The organism is Pseudomonas sp. P129 (genome assembly GCF_020312195.1).
Taxonomy (GTDB): Bacteria; Pseudomonadota; Gammaproteobacteria; order Pseudomonadales; family Pseudomonadaceae; genus Aquipseudomonas; species Aquipseudomonas fragariae.
In genome coordinates, this window is the sequence record NZ_JAGPYS010000007.1 from 131,225 (window position 1) to 155,815 (window position 24,591).

Consider the following 24,591-nt stretch of genomic DNA (forward strand, 5'->3'; position numbering starts at 1 on the left):
CTATTTATGTCAAATATATTGGTTTTGTCGGGCCGCTGGTTTAGGGTAACGGCCGTCCTGAAAAATTTCAGATTGTGTCTTCAATCAACCATGACACACCCACATTCAACAAGAGGAGGACATGCAAATGACCACCCTGACTCGTGCTGACTGGGAGCAACGCGCCCGGAATTTGAAGATCGAAGGCCGTGCCTTCATTCAAGGTGAATACACCGCAGCCTCCTCCGGCGAGACGTTTGACTGCATCAGTCCGGTCGATGGCCGGTTGCTTGCCAAGGTCGCCAGTTGCGATGCCGCTGACGCGCAACGCGCCGTCGACAGCGCGCGCAGCGCCTTCAACTCCGGCGTCTGGTCACGACTGGCCCCGGCGAAACGCAAGGCCACCATGATCCGTTTCGCGGGGTTGCTTGAGCAGAATGCTGAAGAACTGGCCCTGCTTGAAACGCTGGACATGGGCAAGCCGATCAGCGACTCGCTGGGTGTCGACATACCCGGCGGCGCCCGGGCCCTGAGCTGGAGCGGCGAGGCCATCGACAAGCTGTATGACGAAGTCGCGGCAACGCCTCATGACCAACTGGGCCTGGTAACACGCGAGCCGGTGGGTGTCGTCGCCGCCATCGTACCGTGGAATTTTCCGCTGATGATGGCCTGCTGGAAGCTGGGGCCTGCCCTGTCCACCGGCAACTCGGTCATCCTCAAGCCCTCGGAAAAATCTCCGCTGACGGCCATTCGTATCGCACAACTGGCCATTGAGGCTGGCATTCCTGCGGGCGTGCTCAATGTGTTGCCTGGCTATGGCCACACCGTCGGCAAGGCACTTGCCCTGCATATGGATGTGGACACCGTGGTGTTCACCGGCTCGACCAAAATCGCCAAGCAACTGATGATCTATGCGGGCGAATCGAACATGAAGCGCGTCTGGCTGGAAGCCGGCGGCAAGAGCCCGAATATCGTCTTTGCCGACGCGCCTGATTTGCAGGCCGCCGCCAGCGCAGCCGCCAGCGCGATTGCCTTCAACCAGGGCGAAGTCTGCACCGCCGGTTCACGCCTGTTGGTCGAGCGCTCCATCAAGGATCGCTTCCTGCCGATGGTGATCGAGGCGCTCAGTGCCTGGAAGCCCGGCAACCCGCTTGACCCTGCGACCACTGTGGGCGCGCTGGTCGATACCCAGCAGATGAATACCGTGTTGTCTTATATCGAAGCGGGCCATACCGATGGCGCCAAACTGGTTGCGGGCGGCAAGCGCATTCTGCAGGAGACCGGCGGCACCTATGTCGAGCCGACCATTTTCGACGGCGTGAACAACGCGATGAAAATCGCTCAGGAAGAAATCTTCGGCCCGGTGCTTTCGGTGCTGACGTTCGATACTGCCGAAGAGGCGATCCAGATCGCCAACGACACGCAGTATGGCCTGGCGGCTGCCGTATGGACCGCGAACATCTCCAAGGCGCACCTGACCGCCAAGGCTTTGCGCGCAGGCAGCGTATGGGTCAACCAGTACGACGGCGGCGACATGACCGCACCGTTCGGTGGCTTCAAACAGTCGGGCAACGGTCGTGACAAGTCGCTGCATGCGTTCGACAAATACACCGAGCTGAAGTCGACCTGGATCAAGCTGTAGTCATTTGCCTATCGCTCCGAGGCTCTGCCCTCGGAGCATTGGCACGATGGGGTCTCAAGATCATCGCCCCCACGCTCCGCGTCCTGGCTTTGATGTGCGTAGCGGCACGGATGTGTGACGCGGAGCGTCACGGGCTGCATGCCAACGCGGAGCATTGGCATGATGGTCATCTCAAGATTGATCATCGCGCCACACAGGATTTGTACAAGGCGATGAGCGCGTAGCGTGGCGCCGGGCAGGAGCGTGGAAATGCGTTGGGGTACTTATTTTGCTGTGCTGGCGTCCGTGCTGGGTGTCGGTCTGGCAATGGGCGTCAGCATGCCGCTGGTTTCATTGCGGCTGGCAGGCTGGGGCTATGGCTCGTTTGCCATTGGCATCATGGCGGCGATGCCGGCGGTGGGTGTGCTGCTCGGCGCGGCGCTGGCCAGTCGTCTGGCGGCGCGCTTCGGCACGGCCCATCTGATGCGCCTGTGCTTATGGGCCGGGGCGGTTTCGGTCGGCGCGCTGGCGCTGCTGCCGTATTACTGGATCTGGCTGGTCTTGCGCCTGACGCTCGGGGTGATTCTGACCATCGTCTTCGTGCTGGGTGAAAGCTGGATCAATCAGTTGGTCATCGAGCGCCTGCGCGGGCGTCTGGTGGCGCTGTATGGCAGCACCTACGCATTGAGCCAACTGGCGGGTCCGCTGCTGCTGGGCGTGATCGGCACCCAGGCCGACTATGGTTTCTGGATCGGCGTAGCGCTGCTGGTCGGCTCACCGTTTCTGCTGCTGGGGCGTACCGGCGCGCCGTCTACCGAAGCCTGCAACGTGACGTTTGCCGATCTGTCCGGCTTCTGTCGCGGCATGCCTGCGATCGCCTGGGCGGTCGCCCTGTTCGCTGCGTTCGAAGCGCTGATCCTCACCCTGTTGCCGCTTTACTGCATACGCCACGGCTTCACCCCGGAAATCGCCCTGATCATGGTCAGCGTGGTGGTGGTCGGTGACGCGCTGCTGCAACTGCCGATCGGCATGCTCGCCGACCGCATTTCACGTCGCGCGATGTTCACCGGCTGCGCCGCCTTGCTACTGGCGTCGAGCCTGCTGGTGCCATTGCTGATCGACACCGTTCTGATCTGGCCACTGTGGACCGTCTTCGGTGCCAGTGCCGGCGGGCTGTTTACCCTGTCGCTGATTCTGATCGGCGAACGCTATCGCGATGATTCGCTGGTCCGCGCCAACGCGCATGTGGCGCAACTGTGGGGCATCGGCTGCCTGCTCGGCCCGTTGATAGCCGGCGCGGGCAGCCAGTGGGTCAGTGGCGAGGCCTTGCCGTTGATGATGGCTGCCGGTGCCTTGGGCCTGCTGATACTGATCCGGCGACGTGGCGCGTTCGGCGATGCCCAGGCTGTGCCCGCTTAAAGCATTCTTTCCAGGCCGATGGCGCGGCTCATCCACGCGTTGAAACGCCGCCACCAGTCGCCCGGTTCGGTATGCAGAGTGTGGATCTGGCCGTTGTCTTCGGTCACCCACACCACTTTGCCGTCCTCCAGCCGCGCTTCATAGGTGAGCGACGGGGCCATGCCCTGCAAGGTCAGTTCGCGCAATTCTTCAGCCAGTTGCGGGCTGTCGACCAGCACGCCGACTTCGGTATTCCACAGCACAGAGCGCGGGTCGAAGTTGAATGAGCCGACAAAGACCTTCTGCCGATCGAAGATCATCGCCTTGCTGTGCAAGCTTGATTCGGAACTGACCAGGGAATGGCTTTTCTTGAACAGATGCGGGCCGCTGCCGCGCATCGTCTCGGTATCGCCAGGCTGTCGGCGCAGCTCGAACAGCTTCACGCCATGCTCCAGCAGTGCCTTGCGGTACGGTGCGTAGCCGCCATGCACGGCGGGCACGTCGGTGGCTTCCAGGGAGTTGGTCAACAGGCTGACATTGACGCCGGCATCGGCCCGGCCGGTGAGGTACAGCAAGCCTTCCTGGCCCGGTACAAAGTAGGCCGAGATCAGCATCAGTTCCTTGTGAGTGTTCAGCAGTTCAGGCGCCAGTTGCGTGGTCAGCAGCAGGTGCGGATCAGGCTCGCCCTGCGCCAGAACCTTGGTCGGTGCGTCCCACAGCGCCTGGTTGTATGCCCAGACCAGCTCGTTGAGCCAGGTTTTCATGCGCGGCTGGGTCTTGTAGGCCATCAGTCGCTCATACAGCGCCTTGTGCTGCTGGTGCGCCTGCTCCAGAGAATCGTCCAGCTTGCGCCGGGCCTCGGCCAGATCCTCGCCGTCGGGCAGGAAGTACATGAACTCATCGATGGGCTTGCTGAGCGTGCTGTTCCAGTACTGGTCGAAGCTGTGGCCAAGCTGCTCGGCCACCGGTCCTACGCTGAGCATATCGATATCGGTGAAGTTCAGGTTCGGCTCGGCATCGAAGTATTCATCGCCCAGGTTACGCCCGCCGACGATGGCCACACTGCTGTCGGCCAGCCACAGCTTGTTGTGCATGCGCCGGTGCTGGCGCGACAGGTTCATCAGGCGCCCGAGGCTGCGGGTGATGCCGGTCTCGCGCCCCAGGTTTTGCGGATTGAACAGGCGAATCTGGATGTTCGGGTGAGCGGCGAGGGTGGCGATGGCCTGATCCAGACCGTCGCTGGTGGTGTCGTCCAGCAGGATGCGCACACGAACGCCACGGTCAGCCGCCTTGAGCAGTTCGTCGATCAGGGCGCGCGTACTCAGGCCGTCGTGGACGATGTAATACTGCAGATCAAGGCTGCTTTTGGCGTTGCGGATCAGTTCGGCGCGAGCCTTGAACGCGTCACTGCTGTCAGGCAGCAGGCGGAAGCCAGAACGTCCCTCATGCGGCACGGCCATGGCCTGGATCGAACGGCCGAACGCGGAACCTGAAGACGGCATGGCCTGGCTTGGCTCACTGGCGACCTGTTGATGCGCGCAACCGCTGACGCACAACGCAACCAGCAAGCAAAAGGGCAAGGCCCATGAGTTATTCAAATTGATCTTCCGCGTCTGGACATGGCTCGACTTGGCGATATGACCCGCAAAACCGGGAAAGATTTGTCCGCATCAGTCAGTTTGCGCATTCAGTAGCGCAATTGTCTCGCCGACGATACGCACCGCGCTCTCGATTTCGCGGCTGGGTTTGGTCGCGAAGTTCATGCGCATGCAGTTACGGTATTTGCCCGATGCCGAAAAGATGCTGCCCACCGCAATCTGCACACCCTTGCCCAGCAAGGCGCGGTTCAGGCGCAGGGTGTCGAAGCCTTCGGCCAGCTCCACCCACAGCATGAAACCGCCTTGCGGCCGGCTGGCGCGGGTGCCCTCGGGGAAATAGCGCATCACCCAGTCGATCATCTGGTCGCGACTGCGCTGGTATTGGCTACGCATGCGTCGCACGTGGGGCTCGTAATGGCCGCCTTCGATGAAATCGGCGATGGCCAATTGTGGCTGCGGGGCGGTGGAGCCGGTGCCGATGTATTTCATGTGCAGCACCTGCTCCAGATAGCGGCCCGGCGCTACCCAGCCGATTCGCAGCCCCGGTGCCAGGGTCTTGGAAAACGAACTGCACAACAGCACGCGACCGTCTTCGTCGAAGGATTTGATGGTGCGCGGGCGAGGGTAGTTGTAGGCCAGGTCGCCATACACATCATCTTCGATGATCGCCACGTCGAAGCGCTGTGCCAGGGTCAGCAGCGCCCGCTTGCGCGCTTCGGGCATGACATAACCCAGCGGGTTGTTGCAGTTGGGCGTCAGCTGAATAACCTTGATCGGCCATTGCTCCAGCGCCAGTTCCAGCGCTTCGAGGCTGATGCCGGTCAACGGGTCGGTAGGGATTTCCATGGCTTTCATGCCCACGCCCTTGAGCGTCTGCATGGCGCCGAAGAAGCTTGGCGAGTCCACCGCCACGATGTCCCCCGGCGAGCAGATGGCCCGGACACTGGCTGATAGCGCTTCATGACAGCCATTGGTGACGATCAGGTCATTGGCGGTCAGGTTGCAGCCCGAGTCGAGCATCAGCCGGGCAATCTGGTCGCGCAGCCTGCGCACGCCGTAGATGTTGTCGTAATACAGCCCCGGCATGTCCTGATGGCGACTCAACTGACTCAGCGCGCGCATCAAAGGTTTCAGGGTCGGGCTGGTGACATCCGGCATGCCGCGCCCCAGTTGCGTGACGGCTTCAAGGGGCGCCACGCGAATCAGGTCCAGCACCTGATCCCATTGAGAGATATCCACAGGCCGCTGCACAGGCCTGCCGACCGCTGGCAGCGCAGGGGCTTTTCGGCTGACCGAGACGAAGTAGCCGGATTTGGGTTTCGGCGCGGCCAGGCCATGGTCTTCCAGCACCCGATACGCTTGCTGCACGGTGCTAAGACTGACGCCATGCTCGACGCTCAACGCGCGTACCGAGGGCAGGCGGTCGCCGGGGCGGTAGAAGCCGTTTTCGATGCGCGAGCCGAGCAGTTCGGCGAGGTTGACGTAGAGCGTCATGGCGTACTCTCAGGAATTCGAATGCGGTAAAGCAATACAGATTGGCCGGAAATATAGCATTCAGTGGCGTTTTTGAATCATCTGTATGGAAAATATAAGAGGCTTTTGAATCTGTATTGGTTTTGCCGTTCGCTTCATCATGAACCCACAGCCACCCAGGATGAGGGAACAGGACATGAACGGGTTCAGCGATGTGCGCCTTGCGCTTCACAGCCAGGAACTGAATGAATATCGGCCAGCGACGGTCAGAACCGTTCGCTCGAACAAGGCCGATCTGTTGGCAGGCATGGGGCGCTGGGCACTGTATCGCCATCGCTGGGCATCGCGCCGCAGCTTGCTGACACTGACCGACGATCAGTTGCGCGACATTGGCCTGGATTTCCGCCAGGCGCGGGTCGAGGCCATGAAGCCGTTCTGGAGGCCCTGAGCCTAGCGCAGCTCTTTGAGACGGTGCCAGAGCATGCCCAATGCCAGCAGAGGCGAGCGCAAGTGCTTGCCGCCGGGAAAGGTCATGTGCGGCACTTTGGCGAACAACTCGAAACCATCGCTGTGTTGCCCGGCGATGGCTTCGGCCAGCAGCCGGCCCGCGAGATGCGTGGCATTCAGACCGTGGCCCGAGTAGGCCTGCGCATAAAATACGTTGGGGTGCTGCTTGAGCCTGCCTATCTGCGGCAGGCGATTGGCGCCGATGCCGATCATCCCGCCCCACTGGTAATCGATCTTCACGGCGGCCAGTTGCGGGAACACATCGAGCATCTTCGGCCGCATGTACGCGGCGATGTCCTGAGGGTCACGCCCCGAGTAATGGCAGGCACCGCCGAACAGCAAGCGGCGGTCGGCAGACAGCCTGTAGTAATCCACCGTCACCCGCTGATCACATACCGCCATGTCCTGCGGCAACACTTCACGGGCCTGCGCTTCGCTCAACGGCTCGGTGGCGATGATGTAGCTGCCGGCAGGCAACACCTTGCCGCTGATTTCCGGATTCAAGTCATTGAGGTAGGCGTTGCAACCCAGCACCAGGGTCTGCGCCTGCACCGAACCGGCAGCCGTATGCACCCTGACCTGCGGGCCGTAGTCGATGCTCGTCACCGCTGAATGTTCGAACAGCCGTACGCCGAGCGACTGCGCTACCGCCGCTTCGCCCAAGGCAAGGTTCAACGGATGCAAATGCCCCGAGCCCATGTCGATCAGGCCGCCGACATAGCGCGAGGAGCCCACCACGCTGTGCATCTCTTCCGGTTGCAGCAACTGCAGTGCATGGCGATAACCCAGGCTGCGCAACTCTTCTGCATCTTCAGCAAGGCTGTGCAGGTCGCGGGGCTTGTTGGCCAGATCGCAATAACCCCACTTCAGGTCGCAATCGATAGCGTACCGCTCGATGCGCTGACGCACGATCTCGACGGCCTCGATGCCCAGCAGTTTGAGCTGCCGCACGCCTTCGCTGCCGATGACATTGGCGAACTGTTCGACACCATGACCGACCCCGCGAATCAACTGGCCGCCATTGCGCCCGCTGGCCCCCCAACCGATCTTGCGCGCTTCGAGCAACGCAACGCTGAACCCGCGCTCGGCCAGTTCGATGGCGGTATTGAGGCCGGAGAATCCACCGCCGACCACGCACACATCGACCTTCACCTCACCTTGCAGCGCAGGATGATCCGCTTGTGCATGACTGCTGGCGGCGTAATAGGAGGCAACGTGCTGATCTTGACGGGGCGTGTTCTGAACGCGGGCGTTCATGAGCGTGTCCTGTTGGTGGCGGATGGCGTGTCGGGAGGATAAGCCGCTGTCATGAGCCTGCCAACTGAGGCAAACTCTCGGCCTTGTGCATGAGTGGTCGAGTCAATGAGCTGCAACCGTCAGAAAATAGCGGATCTGCGTCGCCAGATTCCTTCGTTCGAATGTGTGCCCGGCTGCCACGACTGCTGCGGGCCGGTGACCACCTCGCCCGAAGAAATGTCGCGTCTGCCGCGCAAGACGGCTGCCGAGCAGGAAGCTGCGCTGGATGAACTCAATTGCGTTCACCTTGGGCCGCAAGGCTGCACCGTGTATGACGAGCGCCCGCTGATCTGCCGCCTGTTCGGCACCACCGCAATCCTGCCCTGCCCGAATGGCCGTCGCCCGGTCGAACTGATTCATCCACGGGTCGAAAAGCAGATACACGAATATATGGCCTCGACCCGCCAGGTACTCGTATAGCAGGCAATCAGTCGGGAATCGGCAGATTCAGGCTCTCTTTGACTTCCTCCATGACGATGTAGCTCTTGGACTCACGCACATGCGGCAGTTTGAGCAGGATATCGCCCAGCAGTTTGCGGTAGGAGGCCATTTCGGAAATCCGCGCCTTGACCAGGTAGTCGAAGTCGCCGGACACCAGATGGCACTCCAGCACATGGGGCAGCTTCAGCACGGCACGGCGGAATTCTTCGAAGGTGTCGCCAGACTTGTAGTCCAGGCTGATCTCGACGAATACCAGCAGGCTGGCCTTGAGGCTTTGCGGGTTCAGTCGGGCGGTGTAGCCCATGATGATCCCTTCGCGTTCCAGCCTGCGCACCCGTTCGGTACAGGGCGTGGTAGACAGGCCGACCCGCTCGCCAAGCTCGGTGAACGAGATGCGCCCGTCGGCCTGCAGGATGCGCAGAATGTTGCGATCTATCTTGTCCAGTTCACGATTTGACTGGTGTTGAGTGCGCACGGGTCATTTCCCCTCTAGCAAAGCGTTTATCGCCGCGAATAAACACTGAATATAAATCTTTATACAGTGAGAAGCACTGCTCATTGCTCAATATACTGCGCACATTCTTGCTTAAAACTTCGAATTGTCAGCGGATATCCGCGATGAGGTCATCGACATGCGCGTTCTGGTCCTGGGTAGTGGCGTCATCGGTACAACCAGTGCTTATTATCTGGCGCGTGCCGGTTTCCAGGTGACCGTCGTTGACCGTCAGCCTGCTGCTGCCATGGAAACCAGTTTTGCCAATGCCGGCCAGGTTTCTCCGGGCTATGCGTCGCCATGGGCTGCGCCGGGTGTTCCGCTCAAAGCGCTCAAATGGCTGCTGCAGCGTGATGCGCCATTGGCGATCAAGGCAACGGCAGATATCGATCAGTACCTGTGGATGGCGCAAATGCTGCGCAACTGCACGGCCAGCCGCTATGCCGTCAATAAAGAACGCATGGTACGCCTGTCCGAATACAGCCGCGATTGCCTGGATGAACTGCGCCTCGAGACCGGCATTGCCTACGAAGGACGCAGCCTGGGCACCACACAGTTGTTCCGTACCCAGGCCCAGCTGGATAACGCTGCCAAGGACATCGCTGTGCTCGAGCAGTCCGGTGTGCCCTATGAACTGCTCGATCGCGACGGCATTGCCCGTGTCGAGCCCGCGCTGGCAGGCGTGACCGGCATCCTCAGCGGCGCCTTGCGCCTGCCCAACGACCAGACCGGTGACTGTCAGCTGTTCACCACGCGCCTGGCGGAAATGGCCGTCGCGCTGGGTGTCGAGTTCCGCTACGGGCAGAACATCGAACGCCTCGATCACGCTGGCGACCGCATCAATGGCGTGTGGATCGACGGCAAGCTGGAGACCGCCGATCGTTACGTGCTGGCGCTGGGCAGTTACTCGCCGCAGTTGCTCAAGCCGCTGGGCATCAAGGCACCGGTCTATCCGCTGAAGGGCTATTCGCTGACCGTGCCGATCACCAACCCGGACATGGCACCGACTTCGACCATTCTCGATGAAACCTATAAAGTCGCGATCACCCGTTTCGACAATCGGATCCGCGTCGGCGGCATGGCGGAAATCGCCGGTTTTGACCTGTCGCTCAATCCGCGTCGACGCGAAACACTGGAGATGATCGTCGGTGACCTCTATCCTCAGGGCGGCGACCTGACCCAGGCCGATTTCTGGACCGGGTTGCGTCCGACCACGCCCGACGGTACACCGATTGTGGGTGCGACACCGTTCCGTAACCTGTTCCTCAATACCGGCCATGGCACCCTGGGCTGGACGATGGCGTGTGGTTCCGGTCGTTTGCTGGCAGACCTCATTGCCCGCAAGACACCTCGTATCAGTGCTGAAGGCCTTGATATCTCTCGTTACGGCAATACCCAGGAGAATGCACAGCATGTCCATCCAGCGCCAGCTCACCAATGAGCGCATGAGTCAGGTCGTTGTCCACAATGGCACCGTCTATCTGTCGGGCCAGGTCGGCAATGACATGACCGCCGGTGTCGAGCAGCAGACCCGAGAGGTTCTGAACAGCATCGAGCGCCTGCTCGACCTGGCCGGCACCGACAAGACGCGTATCCTGTCGGTCACCATTTACCTGAAAGACATCGACGCCGACTTCGCCGGCATGAACAGCGTCTGGGACAAATGGCTGCCCAAGGGTTTCGCGCCTGCACGCGCAACGGTCGAGGCCAAGCTGTGCGAGCCGGAAATCCTCGTTGAACTGTCGGTGGTTGCCGCGCTGCCCTGACTCCCTTTTGCCCGGCGCGTCCCTGCGTCGGGTTGATCTTCCCCTTCCATCCTTTCAGGCAAGTAAACGTCATCATGCGTCCAGCCCGCGCCTTTATCGATCTTCAGGCACTGCGTCACAACTACCAATTGGCCCGTGAAAGCAGCGGCGGCAAAGCGCTCGCCGTCGTCAAGGCCGATGCCTACGGTCACGGCGCGGTGCGCGTCGCGCAGGCACTGGAAGCGCAGGCCGACGGTTTTGCAGTGGCTTGCATCGAAGAGGCGCTAGAGCTGCGTGCGGCAGGTATCCGTGCGCCGGTCCTGCTGCTCGAAGGTTTTTTCGAGGCCGACGAGCTGGCGCTGATTGTCGAGCATGACCTGTGGACCGTTGTACACGCGACCTGGCAACTGGAAGCTATCGAGCAGGCGCGCCTGGGCAAGCCGATAACCGTCTGGCTCAAGCTCGACACCGGCATGCACCGGGTCGGCCTGCATCCTCACGAGTACCAGGCGGGTTATCAGCGTCTGCTGGCAACCGGCAAAGTGGCCAGAATCGTGCTGATGAGCCACTTCTCCCGCGCCGATGAGCTGAACAGCGGCTGCAGTGATGAGCAGCTCGCCGTATTCGAGACCTTTCGCAAGGGGCTGGCAGCAGAAACCAGTCTGAAAAACTCCCCGGCGGTGCTGGGCTGGCCACAGATTCCGAGTGACTGGTCGCGCCCGGGCATCATGCTCTACGGTACTACGCCGTTTGATCAGGTGCACCCGCTGGCGGATCGCCTGCAACCGGTGATGACCCTGGAATCGAAGATCATCAGCGTGCGTGAACTGCCCGTTGGTGAGCCCGTGGGCTATGGCGCGACATTTGTCTGTGACCGGCCGTTGCGTATCGGTGTAGTGGCGATGGGGTACGCCGACGGCTATCCGCGTCACGCGCCGACCGGCACGCCCGTGCAGATCGATGGCCAGCCATCCAGGCTGCTCGGACGCGTGTCCATGGACATGCTCTGCGTGGACCTCACCGAGGTGCCGCAGGCCGGGCTCGGCAGCCGCGTCGAGCTGTGGGGCAAGCAGGTGCTCGCCAGTGAAGTGGCCCAGCGCGCAGAAACCATTCCCTACGAAATCTTCTGCAATCTGCGTCGCGTTCCGCGCATCTATTCCGAGGACTGATTCAGCCCTCTGTGCTCCAGGCCGCGGTGGGTCAGGTGTCTGTCGAAGTGTTGTAAATATCGAACGCTGTTGCCATGATGGCGTTCACATCGACTAGACCTGACAAAACCTGGGGGAATATCGCATTGGACGTGGGTGAACGACTGCAATCGATTCGCAAGCTCAAAGGCTTGTCCCAGCGTGAACTCGCCAAGCGCGCAGGTGTGACCAACAGCACCATCTCCATGATCGAAAAAAACAGCGTCAGCCCTTCGATCAGTTCGCTGCGCAAGGTGCTCGGCGGCATCCCCATGTCCATGGTCGAATTTTTCTCGGAAGAGTCCGTGCCCGAAAACGCGGCTCAAGTGGTCTACAAGGCCAGCGAGCTGATTGATATATCGGACGGTGCCGTGACCATGAAGCTGGTCGGCAAATCGCATCAGGGCCGTGCCATCGCCTTTCTCACCGAAACCTATCCACCGGGTGCCGATACCGGCGAAGAGATGCTCGTCCACGAAGGCGAAGAGACCGGCATCCTCGTCGAGGGGCGGCTGGAACTGGTGGTCGGGCTGGATACCTACGTGCTCGAAGCGGGTGACAGCTATTATTTCGAAAGCACCCGGCCGCATCGCTTTCGTAACCCGTTCGACGTCCCGGCACGATTGATCAGTGCGGCCACCCCGGCCAATTTCTGACCCGCCCCCTTGCGATGAGTGACGCGTGAAACTGACCTGGAAGATTCTGAGCAGCGCAGGCGTTCTGACGTTGTGGGCGCTCAATGCGCAAGCCGCCGATAGCGCCCGAGCGCCTGACGACATCATCGCGGCGCATTGTGTTGCCTGTCACAGCGTCGGTCTGCTCAACGCGCCGAAGATCGGTGACACGGCGGCCTGGGAACAGCGCGCCCAGCAAAAAGGCGGCCTCGATGGACTGCTGGCCAGCACCATCAAAGGCCTCGGCATCATGCCCCCGAAAGGCAACTGCGGCGATTGCACAAACGATGAACTGAAGAGCGCCATCCAGAGCATGTCCGGGCTGAAGTGAGGTGCACCCTCGTTCCCGTGCCTGAGCGCCCGGCGCTGTGCATACGTTTTGTGGGAGCGAGCCGGGCGACGCTTCGCTTGCTCGCGAAGATGATGTTTAGATCGATGCATTTTTGGCGATATTACACGCCCTTTTCGCGAACAAGTTCGCTCCTACGCCCTTTGGGCAGAAGCCTGGAAGCCTTTTGTTCCGGGCGTTCCAGGGATTGTGTATAACGATGATGCTCTGCGTGGCGAGCATGCAGCACTTTGACGTTGTCGCCTGTCCAACCTGCACCCAATAACAATTCAGGAGAGCTGGGATGCCGTATTCCTGTTCCATCGAGCATGCCGTCGATCACGTTCTGGCGCAGCTACCCGAGCATATCCACCTGGGGATGCCGCTGGGTCTGGGCAAGCCCAACCGGTTCGTCAACGCGTTGTACCAGCGCATCAGCGAGTTGCCCGAACGACGGCTGACGATCTACACCGCGCTGACACTCGGGCGGCCGACGCCGGGGGAGGGTTTGCAGGCGCGGTTTCTCGAACCGTTTCTGGAGCGCGTCTTCGCTGACTATCCGGAGCTCGATTTCCTCGCTGCACTGCGCCGCGACAAACTCCCTGCCAATATCCGTGTGCAGCAATTCTTCATGCAGCCGGGCAGTCTGCTCAACAGCCATTCAGCCCAGCAAGACTACGTCAGCAGCAATTACAGCCATGCCGCCCGCGACATCAATGCCAATGGCCTGAATCTGGTCGCGCAACTGGTGGCCCGTGACGAACAGCGCCCAGGCACGTTGAGCCTGAGCTGTAACCCGGACGTGACCCTCGACCTGTTGCCCATGATCGCCAAGCGCCGGGCCGCCGGGGAGACCATTCTGATGCTCGGCCAGGTGCACGCCGACCTGCCTTACATGCCGGGCGATTCGGAACTGGATGTCGACGCCTTCGATGTGCTGATTGACGAAGACGAGCGCAGTACGCTGTTTTCCACTCCCAATATGCCGGTGGGCTATCAGGACCACCTGATCGGCCTGCACGCCAGCACGCTGGTGCGTGACGGCGGCACGTTACAGATCGGCATCGGCTCGATGGGCGATGCACTGACTGGCGCGCTGCTGGCTCGCCAGGCCGATAACGAAACCTGGCGCGGCCTGCTGGCCGAGTTGAACATGAGTAACTGGCAGACCCTGATAGATCGGGAAGGTGGCGTTCAGCCGTTCGCCAGCGGCCTTTACGGTTGCAGCGAAATGTTCGTCAACGGCCTGCTGGTACTCGCCGACGCGGGCGTCGTGCGGCGCAAGGTGTATGCCGATGCAGAACTGCAACGGCTGGCCAACATGGGCACGCTGGATGAGGATGCCCATCCCGGTGGCGTTGTCGTGCATGGCGGCTTTTTCCTCGGCCCGCGCAGTTTTTACGCGCGGCTGCGCGAGCTGCCCGCCGAGCGGCTGGCACAGTTCAACATGACCGCCATCAGCTACATCAACGAGCTTTACGGCCAGGAAGAACTCAAGCGCCTGCAACGCCGCGATGCGCGCTTCATCAACAGCGCGTTTACCGTCACCCTGATGGGCGCGGCAGTGGCTGATCAGCTGGAAGACGGCCGGGTGCTCAGTGGCGTGGGCGGTCAGTACAACTTCGTGGCGCAGGCCCATGCACTGGAAGGCGCCCGCTCGATTCTGATGCTGCGCAGCTGGCGCGAGTCGGGCGGCGAGGTCAGCTCCAACATCGTCTGGCAGTACGGCCACACCACCATTCCCCGACACTTGCGCGACATTGTCGTGACCGAATACGGCATCGCCGATCTGCGTGGGCAGACCGATGCGACGGTGATCGAGCGGATTCTGAACATCACCGACTCGCGGTTTCAATCGGGCCTGATCGAGCAGGCGCAAAAGGCTGGCAAGCTACCCAAGGACTTCCGTCTCGATCCGCGCTTCACTGACAACACACCCGAGCGCCTCAAGGACACCGCATCACGCTACCCGTCACTGTTTACCGAATACCCGCTGGGTTGCGACTTTACCGCCGAGGAGCGCGACCTGCTGAGAGCCTTGAACTGGCTGAAGAGCAAGCTCAAGCTCACTGAAATCCTCGAGCTGGGCAAGGCGACCCTCGACGCTCCCGACCCCGAAGCCTTCCTCGCGCACTTGCAGCGCATGCAGCTCGACGCGCCGCAGGGCTTGCGCGAAGAGTTGTATCAGCGGCTGTTGCTGGCCGGGTTGCAGAACAGCACCGGGCTTGCCGGTTAAGACGCGGGCACTGATCGTTGCCGTTGGCGAGGATCGGTTTCCGGCGTCTAGGTCGTTGCCTTGCGGGTCGCACGCCCCACCGGGCCCGCGCGCTCTTCGATGGCGTGCTGCAGAGCTTTGCGCTGGCCCATCAGGAACGCCAGCTCCGCGACCACAAACAGCGGGCCGATGATCAGCCCGGTCAGGTCATCGATGAAGGCCGGTTTGCGCCCCTCGTAGTAATGGCCGACGAACTGGATGATCCAGCCAATCACAAACAGCCCGACGCCCACACTCAGCCAGACCATGGTTGCCTGCTGCGCAAGGTTGGCCCCGGCCCAGATACACAGCGCCAATAACACCGCCATGACCATGCCGAGGGCGCGATCGAGTCGCAGGTAAAACACCGTCGAGCCCAGCGCCAGCAGCGCCGCCGGTGAAAGCCACAGCCCGCTGATCGCCCAGCCCGGTCGCGAGAGAAGCACCGCCACGGCCAGCACGATCAGTGGAATACCCACGAAGTGCGTCACGATATTGCGTGAATCACGGTGATAAGCCGCGTATTGGCTGAGATGATCGACAAGGGTTTTCATTATTATTCCTGCCTGAGACGATGGCCGGCGTGAGCCTGATTTCTTGTACAACATGCATGGCTGAAAGAGAAGGGAGCAAAAATGACAAATGGAGTGTCGTGGCGGTCACGATTGCTATCCGATTACTGGTTTTCCCATCTGCCTGCCGATCTGCAGGATAGCCTGCTGGACGCTTCCCACCAGCGCCGCAAGACGCCCGGCAGGCGGCTGTTCGAGAAGGGCGATCTGCCGTGCGGTGTTTATGTGCTGCTGGAGGGCAGCGTGCGGATCGGCGCCGCCCACGAGCAGCGGCTGCTGACGAACGTGGAACCTGCAAGCGCGCCGTGCTGGTTTGGCGAAGTCTCGCTGTTTGACGGGCTGCCGCGCCGTTTCGAAGTCTGCTCGCTTGAGCAGAGCATCTTCCTGCACATCCCCCAGCCATTCCTGGCCCGGCTGCTCGACAGGCACCCCGAGTACTGGCGCTGGTTTGCCGCACTGCTCAGTCAGAAGGTCGGCTTGCCACTGCAGAGCCCCGAGAAAATGCGTCAGCTGCCGCCGCGGGCGCGGGTCGCCTGGCGGCTGTTGATGCTCAGCGAGGGGTATGGCCCGTTGAGCCACGCACGCCGCCTGATTGCGCTGGATGACATTCAGGCGGCGGAGCGTCTTGCGCTTGCCTCGCCGGCCTTGCTGGAAGTACTCCAGGACCTGCATGAGCGCAGGATCGTGCGCCTGGGAGAGGGGCACCTGGAGGTGTTCGATGTGGACAGGCTGCGCAGGGTGGCGAACTTTTCCAGAGCCAGGGCTGTGTGCTGATCACCGGTCATGATCGGGCCTGGACACATCCGGTAACGGCTCCGCTGTCGCTTCGATTGAGATAGCAAATGGGATTCACTACCATTTCGCCTCCTTTGCGAACGCGAGATACCCCGATGCAGGCAAGCAAGCGTCTTCTGGCTGCTCTGACACTGACTTTACTGGGCAGCACCGCTCAGGCTGCCGATGAAGTGGTGGTGTATTCGTCCCGGATCGACGAACTGATCAAGCCGGTATTCGATGCGTACACGGCCAGTACCGGGGTGAAGATCAAATTCATCACCGACAAGGAAGCGCCGCTGATGCAGCGCATCAAGGCCGAGGGCGAGAATGCCACCGCCGACCTGTTGCTGACGGTCGACGCGGGCAACCTCTGGCAGGCCGAGCAGATGGGTATCCTGCAGCCGTTTACCTCCCCGGTGATCGAAGCCAACATTCCACCGCAGTATCGCTCGTCGAGCCACGGCTGGACCGGTCTGAGCCTTCGCGCGCGGACCATCGCCTACTCCACCGACCGGGTGAAGCCTGCCGAGCTGAGCACCTACGAGGCGCTGGCCGACAAGAACTGGGAAGGCCGTCTGTGCCTGCGTACCGCGAAGAAGGTCTACAACCAGTCGCTGACCGCTACGCTGATCGAAACCCACGGCGCCGAAGCGTCGGAGAAAATCCTCAAGGGCTGGGTCAACAACCTGTCCACCGACGTGTTCTCCGATGACATCGCGGTGCTTGAGGCGATCAATGCCGGGCAGTGCGACGTGGGTATCGTCAATTCCTATTACTACGGTCGCCTGCACAAGGAAAAACCGGACCTGGCGGTGAAGCTGTTCTGGCCGAACCAGGCTGATCGCGGTGTGCACGTCAACCTGTCGGGTATCGGTCTGACCAAGTACGCCCCGCATCCTGAAGCCGCCAAGGCGCTGGTCGAGTGGATGACCGGCCCCGAGGCGCAGAAGATTTTCTCCAGCGTCAATCAGGAGTTCCCGGCCAACCCGAACGTGGCGCCTTCAGAAGAAGTGGCCAGCTGGGGGCCGTTCAAGGCCGACACCCTCCCGGTCGAAGTGGCAGGCAAGCGTCAGGCAGAAGCGATACGCATGATGGATCGCGCGGGCTGGAATTGATTTAATACCCAGTGCCTGACTCTCGTTGATACGCTTCGCGCTCATTACACAAATCTTGAAATAGCCCGAAAAGCGTGGTTTTCAGGCTTCTGCCCGCAGGGCGTAGGAGCGGACTTGTCCGCGAAGCCGTCAGTTCAGATAGTGCATTTTCTGAGAATGTACCGGCCTTTTCGCGGACAAGTCCGCTCCTACGGCTTTCAGCCAGAATCAGAAGCAGACCTGTGCGCACGCTCTGCTTACCCTCTTGAACCCCCTCATGTCGAGAACCTCCGTGGCCCATCCTGTGCAACGCCGCTGGTACCCCCTGGTTTTCGCCATCGCTGCACTGGTCGTGCTGCCGCTGAGCGTTCTGCTGCTGTCGTGGGAGACGGTCGACCAGCAGATATGGTCGCACCTGCTCGAAACCCAGATGGCGCGTCTGCTGAGCAATACGCTGATCCTGGTGCTGGGTGTCGGCGTGGGCGTGACCCTGCTGGGGGTGAGCCTGGCGTGGCTGACCAGCCTGTGTGAATTCCCTGGCCGCCGCTGGCTGGACTGGGCGCTGATGCTACCGTTCGCGATTCCCGCCTACGTGCTGGCGTTCGTGTTCGTCGGGCTGCTGGATTTTTCCGGCCCGGTGCAGACCCTGATGCGCGAATGGTTCGGCTCCGGTCTGCGCCTGCCCCGGGTGCGTTCCACCGGTGGGGTGATCATCGTCCTGGTGCTGGTTTTCTACCCCTACGTCTACCTGTTGGCGCGCACGGCGTTTCTGGCGCAGGGCAAGGGCCTGATGGAAGCTGCGCGAGTGCTGGGCAACACGCCCCTGCAGGCGTTCTGGCGAGTGGCGCTGCCAATGGCGCGTCCGGCCATCGGCGCGGGGGTGGCGCTGGCGCTGATGGAGACCCTGGCCGATTTTGGTGCGGTGTCGGTGTTCAACTTTGACACGTTCACCACTGCCATCTACAAGACCTGGTACGGCTTCTTCAGCCTGTCCAGCGCCGCGCAACTGGCCAGCCTGTTGCTGTTGGCCGTGTTGGTGCTGCTGTACGGTGAACGCCGCGCCCGGGGGGCAAGTCGACCGGCCAACGAGCGTCCGCGTGGCGCTGCGCTTTACCGGTTACGCGGCATCAAGGCATGGGCCGCGAGCTTCTGGTGTGGGCTGGTGTTTCTCTGTGCCTTCGTGGTGCCGATGCTGCAATTGATCGTCTGGGTCTGGCAGCGTGGTCGCTTCGATCTGGATGAGCGCTACACCGGTCTGATTCTGCACACGCTCTATCTGGGTGGCATGGCGGCGTTGATCACTGTCAGCGTGGCGCTGATTCTGGCGTTTGCCCGACGTATGGCGCCCACGCCTGCGATCCGCTCCGGCGTCAGCCTCGCCAACCTGGGCTACGCATTGCCAGGCTCGGTACTGGCCGTTTCAATCATGCTGGCGTTCAGTTACCTGGACCGCGAACTGGTCATTCCGCTGTCCGGCTGGCTGGGCGGCGCAGGCAAGCCTTTGCTGCTGGGCAGCCTCTCGGCCTTGCTGCTGGCGTATCTGGTGCGTTTCATCGCCGTCGCCTTCGGTCCGCTGGAGCACAGCCTGTCGCGCATCCGCCCGTCATTGCCTGAAGCGGCGCGCAGTCTGGGGGTCAGCGGGCCAAAGTTGTTTCTCAACGTGTATCTGCCGTTGCTGGTGCCAGGGGCGCTGAGCGCGGCGCTGCTGGTGTTTGTCGATGTGCTCAAGGAAATGCCGGCAACCCTGCTTATGCGCCCGTTTGGCTGGGATACGCTGGCGGTTCGCATCTTCGAAATGACCAGCGAGGGCGAGTGGGCGCGGGCTGCGTTGCCAGCTTTGTCGCTGGTGCTTGTAGGATTATTACCCGTCGTTGGGCTGATTCGTCGCTCTGCCCGTCAGATTGGCTAGGTGCGGGGGCCTCACCTTGCGGCTACAATGCGCCGCAATTGGTGCGGTCTGTCAGATAATTCGGTCAGCTGTTACGTGCTGCAAACTCCGGTTCATGGGGGGCTTGCCGATCTCGTCTGCCCGCACCTTCGCCACGCCCGGAAGGAGAAACCCATGGGACAGCGTACCCCCCTGTTCGACCTGCACCTCGCCCTTGGCGCGAAAATGGTCGATTTTGGTGGCTGGGACATGCCGTTGCATTACGGATCGCAGGTCGAGGAACACCATCAGGTGCGTCGCGACTGTGGGGTCTTCGATGTCTCTCACATGAACGTGATCGATGTGCTCGGCCCTCAGGCCCGAGTCTGGCTGCGTCGTCTGCTGGCCAATGATGTAGACAAGCTCAAAACCCCCGGTCGTGCCTTGTACAGCGCCATGCTGGACGAGAGCGGCGGGGTGATCGATGACATGATCGTCTACCTCACGCCTGAAGGTTATCGGCTGGTCGTCAACGCGGCGACCGGCGTCAAGGATCTTGCCTGGATGCAGGCGCAACTGGGTGACTTCGACGTGCAACTGGTCGAGCGCAGTGAAATGGCCATGCTCGCCATTCAAGGCCCCAAGGCCAGAGCCCGTATTGCCGAGCTGGTTTCCAGCACCCGCGCCGAACTGATTCACCAGCTCAAGCCGTTCGAAGGGCTCGATGATGGCGACTGGTTTATCGCGCGTACCGGCTACACCGGTGAGGACGGCCTGGAGATCATGCTGCCTGCCGAAGAGGCCCAAAGCTTTTTCAATGAATTGGTTGGCGCGGGTATTTCCCCGATCGGCCTGGGCGCTCGCGACACGCTGCGCCTTGAGGCCGGTATGAACCTGTATGGCCAGGACATCGGCGAGCATGTCTCGCCCTTGGCCTCGAATATGGCCTGGAGCATCGCCTGGGAGCCTGCCGACCGTGATTTTATCGGTCGCAAGGCGCTGGAGAGCGAACGGGCTGAAGGAACTGCCTTCAAGCTCGTCGGATTGGTGCTCGAAGAGCGCGGCGTTTTACGGGCGCATCAGGTGGTACGTGTCGCAGAAATTGGCGAAGGAGAGATCACCAGTGGTAGTTTCTCTCCTACGTTGAGCAAATCCATTGCACTGGCTCGCGTTCCGATGGCGACCGCTGACCGGGCCGAGGTAGAAATCCGCGGCAAATGGTACCCGGTGCGGGTGGTGCAGCCTGCGTTCGTGCGCCATGGCAAAACCTTGATCTAACCTATGGCGGGTTTTCCGCTGACCCGATGTTGAGGATGACTAAATGAGCAATATTCCCGCCGAGCTGCGTTTCGCCGAAAGTCATGAATGGGCACGTCTGGAGTCAGACGGTACCGTGACCGTCGGCATCTCGGACCATGCACAGGAAGCACTGGGCGATGTGGTCTTCGTCGAACTGCCGGAAATCGGCACAGCGTTCGCTGCCGGTGACACCGCCGGTGTTGTCGAGTCGGTCAAGGCCGCTTCGGATATCTACTCGCCGGTTGCGGGCGAGGTGATCGAAGTCAACACAGCGTTGGGCGATGCCCCCGAGTCGCTCAACAGTGATTCGTACGGTGCCTGGATCTTCAAGCTCAAGCCAAGCGACGCCAGCGGTGATCTGGCCAAGCTGCTGGATGCAGCCGGGTACAAGAGCGCTATCGGCGAATAACCGATTACCGCTCACAAAAATGCCGCTCATGGAGCGGCATTTTTTATGCGCGAAGCTAACCGGCAAGACTTACTGGTTTTCAGCGACCAGATTCTTATCCAGGATCGCATTGGCCAGTTCCATGTCGGTGGCTTTCAGGCCTGGATTGTCTTTGCGTACCTGCTCGATGGCCGCTTCCAGGAACGGACCGCGGATGCCACCGTCGCTGGCGACGAAGCTGCCTGCGTCGTCCTGGGCGGCGACGATCAGTTTGTGATCCTTGAAGGTCAGGTAAGTCGAGCCGGTGGTTGCACCGGAAGACAGCACATTACGCCAGAAGGTGTCAGCCATCGCTGAACCCATTGGGATGGAAAGCAAGGCTACGGTGGCGACAGCGAACTTGAGACGCATGATGAATTACTCCAGCTGTGGTTGTTCTGAGGGGTTGGATAGCCAAAGCCACGAACTAGTTCAATCAAGGTGTACCGCATAGTTCACTTTAGCTGGCTCGGCATGCCGCCAAGCCTCCAGAAACAACGCTTTCAACCCTGATCAGCGTTGTTCGCTCTGCGGTGTCACTCGCAGCACTTCCTCGAGTGTAGTCAGGCCTGCCGAGACTTTCTGCGCGCCGGACAGACGCAGGCTGCGCGTTCCTTCCTTGAAGGCCTGACGACGCATGGCGGTCAGGTCCAGGTCCGCCGAGATCAATGCCTTGATGTTGTCGGACATGACCATGATCTCGTAGACACCTGCCCGGCCCCGATAGCCGGTATCGCGACACTCCACGCAGCCGACCGCCTGATGCGCGCCAGGCGGCACCGGTGCCTGCCAGGGGCGCGTCAGGGTTTGCCAGTCGGTCTCGTTGAGGTTGATGGGCGCCTTGCAGTGTGGGCACAGGGTGCGCACCAGACGCTGGGCCATGACGCCGAGGATGGTCGCCTTGAGCAGGTAATGCGGTACACCCAGTTCGAGCATCCGGCTGATGGCGCTGGGCGCATCGTTGGTGTGTAGCGTCGACAGCACCAGGTGGCCGGTGAGTGCCGCCTGAATCGCCATTTCAGCGGTCTCCAGGTCACGAATCTCGCCGATCATGATGATATCCGGGTCCTGGCGCATCAGCGCGCGCACGCCGGCGGCAAAGCTCAGGTCGATGTTGTGTTGAACCTGCATCTGGTTGAAGGCCGGTTCGACCATCTCGATGGGATCTTCGATGGTGCACAGGTTGACCTCGGAGGTCGCCAGCTTCTTGAGGGTGGTGTAAAGCGTGGTGGTTTTGCCCGAACCGGTCGGGCCGGTGACCAGAATAATGCCGTTGGGCTGGCGGGTCATTTCCTGCCAGCGCCGCAGGTCGTCACTGGAAAAGCCCAGTTGATCGAAGTCCTTGAGCAACACCTCGGGGTCGAAGATCCGCATGACCATTTTTTCGCCGAACGCGGTCGGCAGGGTCGACAGGCGCAACTCCACTTCGCGATTCTCCGGCGTGGTGGTCTTGACCCGCCCGTCCTGTGGTTTGCGCTTTTCGGCGACATTCATCCGCCCCAGGCTTTTCAGGCGGCTGACTATCGCCATGATCACCTGCGCCGGAAACTGGTAAACGTTGTGCAGCACCCCGTCGATGCGAAAGCGCACGGTGCCCTGCTCGCGGCGCGGCTCGATGTGAATATCACTGGCGCGTTGCTGGAAGGCGTACTGGAACAGCCAGTCGACGATATTGACGATGTGCGCGTCGTTGGCGTCAGGCTCCTGATCGCTGGCACCGAGCTTGAGCAACTGTTCGAAGTTGCCCATGTTGCTCATTTTTTGCTCGGAGGCGCTGGCGCCGCTGACCGACTTGGCCAGCCTGAAAAACTCCATCGCCATGCGCTGGATGTCTGCCGGGTTGGCGACCACACGTTTGATCTGCAGTTTGAGCACATGCGCCAGGTCGGCTTCCCATGAGCGCACATACGGCTGCGCGCTGGCGATGGTCACCGATTCGCGATCGACCGCCACGGCGAGAATCTTGTGGCGCTGGGCAAAGGCGTAGGACATCAGTGGCGTGACCGCCGCGACGTTGATCTTCAGCGGGTCGATACGCATGTAAGGCTGGCCACAGGCTTTGGCCAGCCAGGCGGTCAGGGTTTCCACGTCCAGCTTCTTGCCCGGCCGCTTGAGGTCGTCAAATTGCAGCGAAGCGAGAAACTCGAGGGGGTGCAGCTGAATGTTCACCGCACTGCGACGTTGGGTGAGTGCCGTTTCCGCGTCGTCCTGGCCGAGATAGCCTTCGGCAACCAGATCACGCAACACATCATTCAGATCGAGCCAGCGATCCTGTGAAGAGGGGGCCAGGGCTGCCATGTGCGCTCCTTGAGGCAATTCGTCATTGGACGATGAACAAGAGTAGACGCCAAGCGTGACAGCGTTATGGGTTCTATGCGACCGGGAATTGCCGGAGCAGGCGAATTGATTCAGCCCGTCGCCAGGGCGACACGGGATTGCGCGGTGTTCCGGGCGTCGACCTGCTCGACTTCCACTGAGCAGACGTCGATCAGGTTGCGCATTTTTTCGCCAATCACCTGTGCTCGATGCCAGCTCAATCTGGAAACCTGAAGGTCGATGAGCAGCAGGCTCTCTTGTTGCACAGCACTCAATTGGTCGGGAATCAGGTACTGCATGGCAAACAGGTTCAACACCTGACAGAGCAAGGCAGGCTCGGCTTCGGCGCAGACACGGTAGCGTGCGCAGCACTGCGCATTGCTGGACGACCAGCTATCTGGACGCTGCGAAGGGAGGGTGACGGCTTCGAGATTGGGCATGCTGATACTCCACAAGGATGCTGGAAATCTTTGCATGCGTGAAAAGAAATTTCTGGTCCATCATTGGGTGGATTAGTCTTTATAAGACTTGTTAATGCGCTGCAGGCTATTTCGGAAAATTAATTATGCAAATCGAGCTGGACAGTTACGATCGCAGGATTCTGGCGCTGCTGCAGGAAGATGCTTCGCTTTCCAGTGCGCAGATTGCCGAGCAGGTCGGTCTGTCGCAATCACCCTGCTGGCGCCGCATACAGCGGCTCAAGGATGAAGGGGTGATTCGCCGTCAGGTGGCGTTGCTGGACCGCAAGAAAATCGGTCTGAACACGCAGATATTCGCCGAGGTGAAACTCAACGCCCACGGGCGCTCCAACTTCACCGAGTTCACCGACGCGATTCGTGGCTTCCCGGAGGTGCTGGAGTGCTATGTGCTGATGGGATCGGTGGATTTTCTGCTGCGCATCGTGACCCCGGATATCGAGGCGTACGAGCGGTTCTTTTTCGAAAAACTGTCGCTGGTACCCGGTATTCAGGAAGTGAACTCGACAGTGGCCCTCTCCGAGATCAAATCCACGACCAGCCTGCCGCTGTTGCGCTGACGGGGCTGGTGCCCGGAGTTGCGCCCGCCTCGGTTGTGCCTCGTGCACCGAGGTGGCTGGTTTTGCTGCCGGTTCCCGGCAGTTCGCGGACAAGTCCGCTCCTACAAAAAACGGGAGATCATGTACAAGCGCAGCGTCGCCCGGTCTGCTCCCACGCCCTTCGGGCAGAATCAAAAGCGGACTTGCGTATGACGCTGAATGATCTGGCC

24 protein-coding genes are annotated in these 24,591 nt (G+C 61.0%); 16 read left to right on the top strand and 8 right to left on the bottom strand.

From position 1 onward, the window contains the following. Window positions 1-127: 127 nt before the first annotated feature. The gene (locus KBY02_RS17555; RefSeq protein WP_024661264.1) at window positions 128-1,621 is read left to right on the top strand and encodes an aldehyde dehydrogenase; all 1,494 of its coding nucleotides are present in this window, start codon (window positions 128-130) and stop codon (window positions 1,619-1,621) included. 249 nt (window positions 1,622-1,870) lie between these two features. Continuing rightward, complete coding sequence (locus KBY02_RS17560) at window positions 1,871-3,019, top strand: MFS transporter (protein WP_104683580.1); 1,149 nt, start codon at window positions 1,871-1,873, stop codon at window positions 3,017-3,019. Here KBY02_RS17560 and KBY02_RS17565 read toward each other — a convergent pair. Together KBY02_RS17565 and KBY02_RS17570 are read right to left on the bottom strand one after the other, a co-directional pair. Continuing rightward, a complete protein-coding gene (locus tag KBY02_RS17565; RefSeq protein ID WP_024638963.1) occupies window positions 3,016-4,596 on the bottom strand; it encodes a phospholipase D family protein in 1,581 nt (526 codons plus the stop codon). The two genes, KBY02_RS17560 and KBY02_RS17565, sit on opposite strands and share 4 nt — an antisense overlap. A 72-nt stretch (window positions 4,597-4,668) precedes the next feature. Continuing rightward, window positions 4,669-6,090 (bottom strand): PLP-dependent aminotransferase family protein, encoded by a 1,422-nt coding sequence (locus KBY02_RS17570; RefSeq protein WP_024638964.1) that lies wholly within the window; start codon window positions 6,088-6,090, stop codon window positions 4,669-4,671. A gap of 175 nt (window positions 6,091-6,265) precedes the next feature. On the opposite strand from KBY02_RS17570, the gene KBY02_RS17575 reads away from it, so the two are divergent. Continuing rightward, window positions 6,266-6,517, top strand: coding sequence for a DUF1127 domain-containing protein (locus KBY02_RS17575; protein WP_003403956.1), 252 nt, complete (start codon window positions 6,266-6,268; stop codon window positions 6,515-6,517). 2 nt (window positions 6,518-6,519) lie between these two features. Here KBY02_RS17575 and KBY02_RS17580 read toward each other — a convergent pair whose 3' ends face one another. Then, window positions 6,520-7,833 (bottom strand): NAD(P)/FAD-dependent oxidoreductase, encoded by a 1,314-nt coding sequence (locus tag KBY02_RS17580; RefSeq protein WP_011266264.1) that lies wholly within the window; start codon window positions 7,831-7,833, stop codon window positions 6,520-6,522. Window positions 7,834-7,938: 105 nt separating this feature from the next. Between KBY02_RS17580 and KBY02_RS17585 the strand changes: the two genes are divergently transcribed. After that, window positions 7,939-8,292 (top strand): YkgJ family cysteine cluster protein, encoded by a 354-nt coding sequence (locus KBY02_RS17585; RefSeq protein WP_104683581.1) that lies wholly within the window; start codon window positions 7,939-7,941, stop codon window positions 8,290-8,292. A gap of 7 nt (window positions 8,293-8,299) precedes the next feature. Here KBY02_RS17585 and dadR read toward each other — a convergent pair whose 3' ends face one another. Further along, window positions 8,300-8,788: a transcriptional regulator DadR gene (dadR, locus tag KBY02_RS17590; protein WP_003314011.1), complete on the bottom strand. Its 489-nt coding sequence runs from the start codon at window positions 8,786-8,788 to the stop codon at window positions 8,300-8,302. 157 nt (window positions 8,789-8,945) lie between these two features. Here dadR and dadA point away from each other — a divergent pair, with 157 nt between their 5' ends. The 6 genes from dadA (at window position 8,946) to KBY02_RS17620 (ending at window position 14,976) form a co-directional block, all read left to right on the top strand. Beyond that, window positions 8,946-10,247 (top strand): D-amino acid dehydrogenase, encoded by a 1,302-nt coding sequence (gene dadA / locus KBY02_RS17595; RefSeq protein WP_225650658.1) that lies wholly within the window; start codon window positions 8,946-8,948, stop codon window positions 10,245-10,247. Further along, window positions 10,219-10,572, top strand: a complete 354-nt coding sequence (locus tag KBY02_RS17600; protein ID WP_003392569.1) for a RidA family protein — start codon at window positions 10,219-10,221, stop codon at window positions 10,570-10,572. The genes dadA and KBY02_RS17600 overlap by 29 nt, the downstream gene beginning before the upstream one ends. A 74-nt stretch (window positions 10,573-10,646) precedes the next feature. Then, entirely contained in the window at window positions 10,647-11,720 is a 1,074-nt protein-coding gene (gene alr / locus KBY02_RS17605; protein ID WP_225650659.1) for an alanine racemase, read from the top strand. Between the two features lie 125 nt (window positions 11,721-11,845). Further along, the gene (locus KBY02_RS17610; RefSeq protein WP_003314015.1) at window positions 11,846-12,394 is read left to right on the top strand and encodes a cupin domain-containing protein; all 549 of its coding nucleotides are present in this window, start codon (window positions 11,846-11,848) and stop codon (window positions 12,392-12,394) included. 25 nt (window positions 12,395-12,419) lie between these two features. Beyond that, window positions 12,420-12,743 carry a c-type cytochrome gene (locus KBY02_RS17615; RefSeq protein WP_225650660.1) on the top strand — a complete coding sequence of 108 codons (324 nt, stop codon included), beginning with the start codon at window positions 12,420-12,422 and terminating at the stop codon, window positions 12,741-12,743. A 301-nt stretch (window positions 12,744-13,044) separates the two neighbouring features. Beyond that, entirely contained in the window at window positions 13,045-14,976 is a 1,932-nt protein-coding gene (locus tag KBY02_RS17620) for an acetyl-CoA hydrolase/transferase C-terminal domain-containing protein (RefSeq protein ID WP_003403940.1), read from the top strand. A gap of 47 nt (window positions 14,977-15,023) precedes the next feature. On the opposite strand, the gene KBY02_RS17625 is transcribed toward KBY02_RS17620, so the two are convergent. Further along, complete coding sequence (locus tag KBY02_RS17625) at window positions 15,024-15,548, bottom strand: DUF962 domain-containing protein (protein WP_225650661.1); 525 nt, start codon at window positions 15,546-15,548, stop codon at window positions 15,024-15,026. Window positions 15,549-15,629: 81 nt separating this feature from the next. On the opposite strand from KBY02_RS17625, the gene KBY02_RS17630 reads away from it, so the two are divergent. The 5 genes from KBY02_RS17630 to gcvH all read left to right on the top strand — a co-directional run bounded on the left by KBY02_RS17630 (window position 15,630) and on the right by gcvH (window position 21,012). Continuing rightward, a complete protein-coding gene (locus KBY02_RS17630) occupies window positions 15,630-16,340 on the top strand; it encodes a Crp/Fnr family transcriptional regulator (RefSeq protein WP_024660280.1) in 711 nt (236 codons plus the stop codon). A gap of 116 nt (window positions 16,341-16,456) precedes the next feature. Then, on the top strand, window positions 16,457-17,458 hold the full coding sequence (locus tag KBY02_RS17635; protein WP_003403932.1) for an extracellular solute-binding protein: 1,002 nt from the start codon (window positions 16,457-16,459) through the stop codon (window positions 17,456-17,458). Window positions 17,459-17,729: 271 nt separating this feature from the next. Further along, window positions 17,730-19,346: an ABC transporter permease gene (locus tag KBY02_RS17640; RefSeq protein WP_024638969.1), complete on the top strand. Its 1,617-nt coding sequence runs from the start codon at window positions 17,730-17,732 to the stop codon at window positions 19,344-19,346. A gap of 153 nt (window positions 19,347-19,499) precedes the next feature. After that, window positions 19,500-20,582, top strand: a complete 1,083-nt coding sequence (gene gcvT / locus KBY02_RS17645) for a glycine cleavage system aminomethyltransferase GcvT (protein WP_032657075.1) — start codon at window positions 19,500-19,502, stop codon at window positions 20,580-20,582. A 43-nt stretch (window positions 20,583-20,625) separates the two neighbouring features. Further along, entirely contained in the window at window positions 20,626-21,012 is a 387-nt protein-coding gene (gcvH, locus tag KBY02_RS17650) for a glycine cleavage system protein GcvH (protein ID WP_011266273.1), read from the top strand. A 69-nt stretch (window positions 21,013-21,081) separates the two neighbouring features. On the opposite strand, the gene KBY02_RS17655 is transcribed toward gcvH, so the two are convergent. The 3 genes from KBY02_RS17655 to KBY02_RS17665 form a co-directional block, all read right to left on the bottom strand. Next, a complete protein-coding gene (locus KBY02_RS17655) occupies window positions 21,082-21,402 on the bottom strand; it encodes a DUF2388 domain-containing protein (RefSeq protein WP_002551535.1) in 321 nt (106 codons plus the stop codon). A 141-nt stretch (window positions 21,403-21,543) separates the two neighbouring features. Further along, the gene (locus tag KBY02_RS17660; RefSeq protein WP_004408973.1) at window positions 21,544-23,328 is read right to left on the bottom strand and encodes a GspE/PulE family protein; all 1,785 of its coding nucleotides are present in this window, start codon (window positions 23,326-23,328) and stop codon (window positions 21,544-21,546) included. A 110-nt stretch (window positions 23,329-23,438) separates the two neighbouring features. Further along, window positions 23,439-23,786 (bottom strand): hypothetical protein, encoded by a 348-nt coding sequence (locus KBY02_RS17665; RefSeq protein WP_003414052.1) that lies wholly within the window; start codon window positions 23,784-23,786, stop codon window positions 23,439-23,441. A 125-nt stretch (window positions 23,787-23,911) separates the two neighbouring features. Between KBY02_RS17665 and KBY02_RS17670 the strand changes: the two genes are divergently transcribed. Next, the gene (locus KBY02_RS17670) at window positions 23,912-24,382 is read left to right on the top strand and encodes an Lrp/AsnC family transcriptional regulator (protein WP_003305413.1); all 471 of its coding nucleotides are present in this window, start codon (window positions 23,912-23,914) and stop codon (window positions 24,380-24,382) included. Window positions 24,383-24,591: the final 209 nt, after the last annotated feature.

Coding starts and splice junctions, on each gene's coding strand:
- KBY02_RS17555 (WP_024661264.1), top strand. CDS start 128: ATGACCACCCTGACTCGTGCTGACTGGGAGCAACGCGCCCGGAATTTG.
- KBY02_RS17560 (WP_104683580.1), top strand. CDS start 1,871: ATGCGTTGGGGTACTTATTTTGCTGTGCTGGCGTCCGTGCTGGGTGTC.
- KBY02_RS17570 (WP_024638964.1), bottom strand. CDS start 6,090: ATGACGCTCTACGTCAACCTCGCCGAACTGCTCGGCTCGCGCATCGAA.
- KBY02_RS17575 (WP_003403956.1), top strand. CDS start 6,266: ATGAACGGGTTCAGCGATGTGCGCCTTGCGCTTCACAGCCAGGAACTG.
- KBY02_RS17580 (WP_011266264.1), bottom strand. CDS start 7,833: ATGAACGCCCGCGTTCAGAACACGCCCCGTCAAGATCAGCACGTTGCC.
- KBY02_RS17585 (WP_104683581.1), top strand. CDS start 7,939: ATGAGCTGCAACCGTCAGAAAATAGCGGATCTGCGTCGCCAGATTCCT.
- dadA (WP_225650658.1), top strand. CDS start 8,946: ATGCGCGTTCTGGTCCTGGGTAGTGGCGTCATCGGTACAACCAGTGCT.
- KBY02_RS17600 (WP_003392569.1), top strand. CDS start 10,219: ATGTCCATCCAGCGCCAGCTCACCAATGAGCGCATGAGTCAGGTCGTT.
- alr (WP_225650659.1), top strand. CDS start 10,647: ATGCGTCCAGCCCGCGCCTTTATCGATCTTCAGGCACTGCGTCACAAC.
- KBY02_RS17620 (WP_003403940.1), top strand. CDS start 13,045: ATGCCGTATTCCTGTTCCATCGAGCATGCCGTCGATCACGTTCTGGCG.
- KBY02_RS17625 (WP_225650661.1), bottom strand. CDS start 15,548: ATGAAAACCCTTGTCGATCATCTCAGCCAATACGCGGCTTATCACCGT.
- KBY02_RS17630 (WP_024660280.1), top strand. CDS start 15,630: ATGACAAATGGAGTGTCGTGGCGGTCACGATTGCTATCCGATTACTGG.
- KBY02_RS17635 (WP_003403932.1), top strand. CDS start 16,457: ATGCAGGCAAGCAAGCGTCTTCTGGCTGCTCTGACACTGACTTTACTG.
- gcvT (WP_032657075.1), top strand. CDS start 19,500: ATGGGACAGCGTACCCCCCTGTTCGACCTGCACCTCGCCCTTGGCGCG.
- gcvH (WP_011266273.1), top strand. CDS start 20,626: ATGAGCAATATTCCCGCCGAGCTGCGTTTCGCCGAAAGTCATGAATGG.
- KBY02_RS17655 (WP_002551535.1), bottom strand. CDS start 21,402: ATGCGTCTCAAGTTCGCTGTCGCCACCGTAGCCTTGCTTTCCATCCCA.
- KBY02_RS17660 (WP_004408973.1), bottom strand. CDS start 23,328: ATGGCAGCCCTGGCCCCCTCTTCACAGGATCGCTGGCTCGATCTGAAT.
- KBY02_RS17665 (WP_003414052.1), bottom strand. CDS start 23,786: ATGCCCAATCTCGAAGCCGTCACCCTCCCTTCGCAGCGTCCAGATAGC.
- KBY02_RS17670 (WP_003305413.1), top strand. CDS start 23,912: ATGCAAATCGAGCTGGACAGTTACGATCGCAGGATTCTGGCGCTGCTG.